Genomic DNA, 4,484 nt, shown 5'->3' on the forward strand with positions numbered 1-4,484 from the left:
GTGTACGGTATTATTGAGGTGGCTGATTATTCATGTTTATTAGCTAATAGAATAGACTTCTTTCTAAAGGGAGATGATCTGATGAATACAGAACACGTAACATCTACCGATCAATTGCAACAAAAACTAGATAATCATTGCAATTGTCTAGCTAAACAAGGTTATCTTAACGGTTGTGTATTGGTTGCATTCGAGGGACGAATCATCTTAAACAAGGGTTATGGGATGGCAAGCTTTGAGCTGGATGTTCCGAATGATCCGCAGACGAAATTCCGTATTGGCTCGATTACAAAACAATTTACGGCGGCAGCAATCGTTATGATGCATGAACTGAAGCTTCTGAACGTAGAAGACCCGATCTCCGAGTACCTCCCCAGCTACCCAAATGGCGATAAAATTACGATTCATCACTTGCTAACACATACATCAGGAATTCCGAACTACACAGGCCTAGAGGATTTTGTACCAAAGATGAGGCTTGTTTCTTCTACAGACGACCTCATTGCCAGATTTGCAGACAAGCCCTTGTTGTTTGAACCGGGGGAGAAGTTTGATTACAGCAATTCAGGATACGTGCTTCTTACAGCAATTATCGAGAAAATATCCGGACGCACCTACGAGGACTATATTTACCATGCCATATTGAAGCCGCTCGGAATGATAAATACCGGTTATGATCATGCTAAAAAAATATTGAAAAACCGTGCATCCGGCTACGAGGTTTGGGGTGAAGTAGTGAATGCAGAGTTTCTGGAAATGACTATTCCATCCGGTGCTGGAGGCATGTATTCGACCGTTGAGGACCTTTATATTTGGGGACTGGCGCTGCATTCACATAGGCAGATCAGCGAGAAGGCTTATGCGAGCATGACGACACCTTTCAAAGATACATATGGCTACGGATTATCTATATATGAGGAAGAAATTATGGGCAGCCTCAGGAAAGTTATCGGTCATGGCGGAGGCATTAATGGTTTCTTAACCGAAATGAGGCATTATAAAAAAGAAGATGTAACGGTAATCGTTTTATCTAATCTAGTAACGACGCAGGTAGGAGCGATTAGTCAGCAGCTGGCGCGGCTTGTTTTGGGCGAAGAAGTGCAGCTTCCGATATCGCATACGCCGATCAAGCTGAAAATCAATCAGTATAACAATCTCATTGGCAGCTACGATGTGGAAGGGGAGCCAGGCTCGCCATTAATCATTTCGCAAGAGCAAGAGAAGTTTTATCTCACCCAAAATACGTGGTTTAAATTTGAGCTCTGTCCTTATTCCGCAGTAGAGGGAGAACTGCTGTTTTTCTTGAATGGAATGGACGGAAAGATTACTTATACCGAAACCGGATCTGTACCAGAATTAACGGTTCAGCTGTTTGGCGGCGTCAAAAAAGCAGTGAAGAGCGTTAAGTCATGATTCAAGCCGTTATTTTTGATTTAGACGGTACGCTGCTGGATCGTGATCGTTCCTTATTGAAGTTCGTAGAGGAGCAATTCGAGAGATTGATTAGACCGAACGTCGAGGTGGATAAAGAGAGTTATATTAAAAGGTTCATCGCATTAGACAGTCGTGGCTATGTTTGGAAGGACAAAGTATACCAGGAGCTCATACGAGAGTTTGAGCTAAGGCTGGATTGGAATGAGTTGCTAGACGACTATAAAAAAGGTTTCTCAAATCATGCGGTTTCATTTCCTAATATGATAGAACTGCTCGATGGCCTTAAGGAAAAAGGCTATAAGCTGGCAATGATTACGAACGGATTCGGGGTCTTTCAAGCGAGCAATATTCAGGCCCTCCAAATCGCTCATTATTTTGATGAAATTCTTATTTCGGAGCGAGAAGGCCTTCGCAAGCCTGATCCCGCTATATTCCTGCGAGCTGCGGAAAAACTGAATGTGGCGACAGAGGCATGTGTTTATGTTGGAGACCATCCAGTCAATGACATCACTGCGAGCAAAGCGACAGGTATGAAGGGAATATGGAAGGAAGACAACTATTATACGGAGTCATTTGAGTATGACGCGAAGGTGAAGGACTTAATAGAAATTAGACATTTAGTTGAACAATGGAAATAACGGAGGAAAGCTAAAATGGAGCTAAGACCGAGGGTTTGTGCGGCAATTATTCGTGATGAGAAAATTTTGATGGTCTTTCAAGATCATCCCCTCGAGAATCGGAGCTTCTGGACATTGCCCGGCGGTGGCGTAGAAGCTGGGGAAACGAATGAGGATGCGGTTATTCGTGAGGTTAAGGAAGAAGTCTGTCTAAACGGCAAAGCGGAAAGACTACTATTTGAAGCGGAATATTCATTAGGGCCGGATTATTGCTATCTTGTTACCGTTGATGCGAAGGAAGAGGCGCAGCTTGGAGTAGACCCTGAGCTCTCTGCTGATGAGCAGGTATTGAAAGGAATCGCATGGTTTACATTAGAGGAAAAGAAAAACGATCTGCAGGTGTCTAGAGTCATTGCTTGTCTATAGCTCTTTTCCCCATCTATGAAAAATTAGTTGTAAAATGGTAAATTCACCTTTACAATAATAGGAATGACTGGAAGGGGTGGAGGTATGAAGACGATGATAGAGGCGCTTCGGGAAAGACCTCGATTATCATTTTTATATTTCCATTCTTATATGAAACACTAAAGCGATTGCTGCTTTAGTGTTTTTTTTATACTTAAAAACGCGAAGGAGTGTTTTAGAAATGATGAGAGAACAATTGGCGAAAGCAATCTATGAAGCAGCCTATTTAGAGGGAGAGTTTAAGCTGCGTTCAGGTCAAGTTTCGAATCACTATTTTGATAAATACTTATTTGAGTCCAATCCTAAGCTTTTGGCAGAAATTGCAGAGAAACTGGCTCCGTTAGTACCCAGCGATACCGAAGTATTGGCAGGGCTCGAGATGGGCGGCATTCCGATTGCAACAGCTCTTTCACTGAAAACAGGTATACCTGCAGCATTTGTAAGAAAAGAAGCAAAGAAATACGGTACCTGTAAGCTTGCTGAAGGTATACATATAGCAGGGAAAAAGGTCTGTATTATTGAAGATGTGGTTACAACAGGAGGGCAGATTCTTATCAGCACGGATGATCTGAGGAAATATGGGGCTGAGATCAAGTCCGTTATGTCGGTGATTGAACGAGAGCCGCTGGGCAGGAGGAATCTCGAAGAGGCGGGATTAACCTACATTTCTTTATTCCATATCGATGAGCTATTGCAAGCTTCGACTAAGTAATATTTCGTAATACCAGAGCAACTACTACCCTTTATAAGAGAAAATGATAGCAAGCTGCTATTAAATTGATTGGTAATTTGAATTAAAATTCGTTAATATGTATTAATATGCAATAATATCCGACGACTTGTTTAGACTTGATCGCCAAGATCAAGAAGGATTACCCCCATATTAAGGTGTATTCAGCGATAGATCCTTATCGTAGCAGCATGGATGAGGAATATGAGTATGCACAAAAGAAGCTTGAAGCGGGAGCAGACGGTTTCTTCACGCAGCCATTTTTTGATCTGAGCTTGATGGAGCAGTATTCAGATATGCTGAAGGGCTCCGAAATTTTCTGGGGCGTATCGCCGGTCGTATCGGACAAATCGCAAAAATATTGGGAAACAAGAAATCATGTTGTATTCCCTGCTGATTTTCAACCGACGCTTGAGTGGAATATCGATTTTGCGAGGCAAGCATTAGCGTTTACGAAGAAGACGAACAGCCACATTTATTTTATGCCGATAAAAGTCGATTTGCAGGCTTATTTTGATGGGATTTTCAGTAAAGTACTCGTATAAAGTAAAATGCGAATGGATAATAAATGACGGCTGTCTCCAAAGGCAACATGCCAAGAGGAGCAGCCTTTTTTGTGTTTTTATGAAAAAAACTTCATTGGCTGCAAGATTATAATAATGCTACAATCGTTCAAGTGTGGTCATTTGGAAATGTAAGGAAGTTTAGATATCGTACAATATATTAAAAAAGGGTTGAAGACGATATGGCTATCAGAACCAAAACGGTCATTTTCACCATATTGCTTGTACTAGGCTTGCTGCTTCGCTGTTATTATACGGATTGGGATAAAAAGCTGACGGGTGACGAGGTTGGCTATAATAAAATGGTGCTGCAGCTGCTTCACGAGGGCGTTTACGGATATGCGCCATATGCTTATTCAGAAAAACCTAATGCGTTTACAACACCAGGTTATCCTCTTTTTTTGGCTGGCTGTTATGCCGTATTTGGATATGCGGGAGATCGTCCCCCAGTCGTACAAATTCAGGCGCTGCAAATATTGATTCAGCTTATATGTGCAGTTATCATGTATGGGATTGCGAGACGGATGTTTGCGCATACGGGCATTAGCCTGTTTATGATGGCTTGTTATTTATTGCATCCCACGTTTATTTTATCGCCAATGTATCTTTTAACAGAAACGTTATACGGTTTATTTTTTCTAATATTTATTTATCTTTTAGTGAGGTGTGCACAGG

The 4,484-nt window shown here is 41.7% G+C and carries 5 protein-coding genes and 1 pseudogene; all 6 read left to right on the top strand.

What is annotated here, in order from left to right:
• A partial coding sequence (locus tag AC1DSE_RS30745; protein WP_477528737.1) for a serine hydrolase domain-containing protein occupies positions 1 to 1,413 on the top strand: 1,413 nt, incomplete at its 5' end.
• Positions 1,410 to 2,072 (top strand): HAD family hydrolase, encoded by a 663-nt coding sequence (locus AC1DSE_RS30750; protein ID WP_477509858.1) that lies wholly within the window; start codon positions 1,410 to 1,412, stop codon positions 2,070 to 2,072. The genes AC1DSE_RS30745 and AC1DSE_RS30750, both read left to right, overlap by 4 nt.
• Positions 2,073 to 2,087: 15 nt before the next feature.
• Positions 2,088 to 2,477, top strand: a complete 390-nt coding sequence (locus AC1DSE_RS30755; protein ID WP_477509857.1) for an NUDIX domain-containing protein — start codon at positions 2,088 to 2,090, stop codon at positions 2,475 to 2,477.
• 220 nt (positions 2,478 to 2,697) lie between these two features.
• Positions 2,698 to 3,228 carry an orotate phosphoribosyltransferase gene (pyrE, locus tag AC1DSE_RS30760; RefSeq protein ID WP_477509856.1) on the top strand — a complete coding sequence of 177 codons (531 nt, stop codon included), beginning with the start codon at positions 2,698 to 2,700 and terminating at the stop codon, positions 3,226 to 3,228.
• A gap of 137 nt (positions 3,229 to 3,365) precedes the next feature.
• Positions 3,366 to 3,791, top strand: coding sequence for a methylenetetrahydrofolate reductase (locus AC1DSE_RS30765; RefSeq protein WP_477509855.1), 426 nt, complete (start codon positions 3,366 to 3,368; stop codon positions 3,789 to 3,791).
• A gap of 200 nt (positions 3,792 to 3,991) precedes the next feature.
• Positions 3,992 to 4,484: pseudogene (locus AC1DSE_RS30770) on the top strand (hypothetical protein); the annotation flags it as partial.

The organism is Paenibacillus sp. 01L418 (assembly GCF_056400045.1).

Excerpts from the sequence above, each read along its gene's own strand:
- AC1DSE_RS30750 (WP_477509858.1), top strand. The coding sequence starts at position 1,410 with ATGATTCAAGCCGTTATTTTTGATTTAGACGGTACGCTGCTGGATCGT.
- AC1DSE_RS30755 (WP_477509857.1), top strand. The coding sequence starts at position 2,088 with ATGGAGCTAAGACCGAGGGTTTGTGCGGCAATTATTCGTGATGAGAAA.
- pyrE (WP_477509856.1), top strand. The coding sequence starts at position 2,698 with ATGATGAGAGAACAATTGGCGAAAGCAATCTATGAAGCAGCCTATTTA.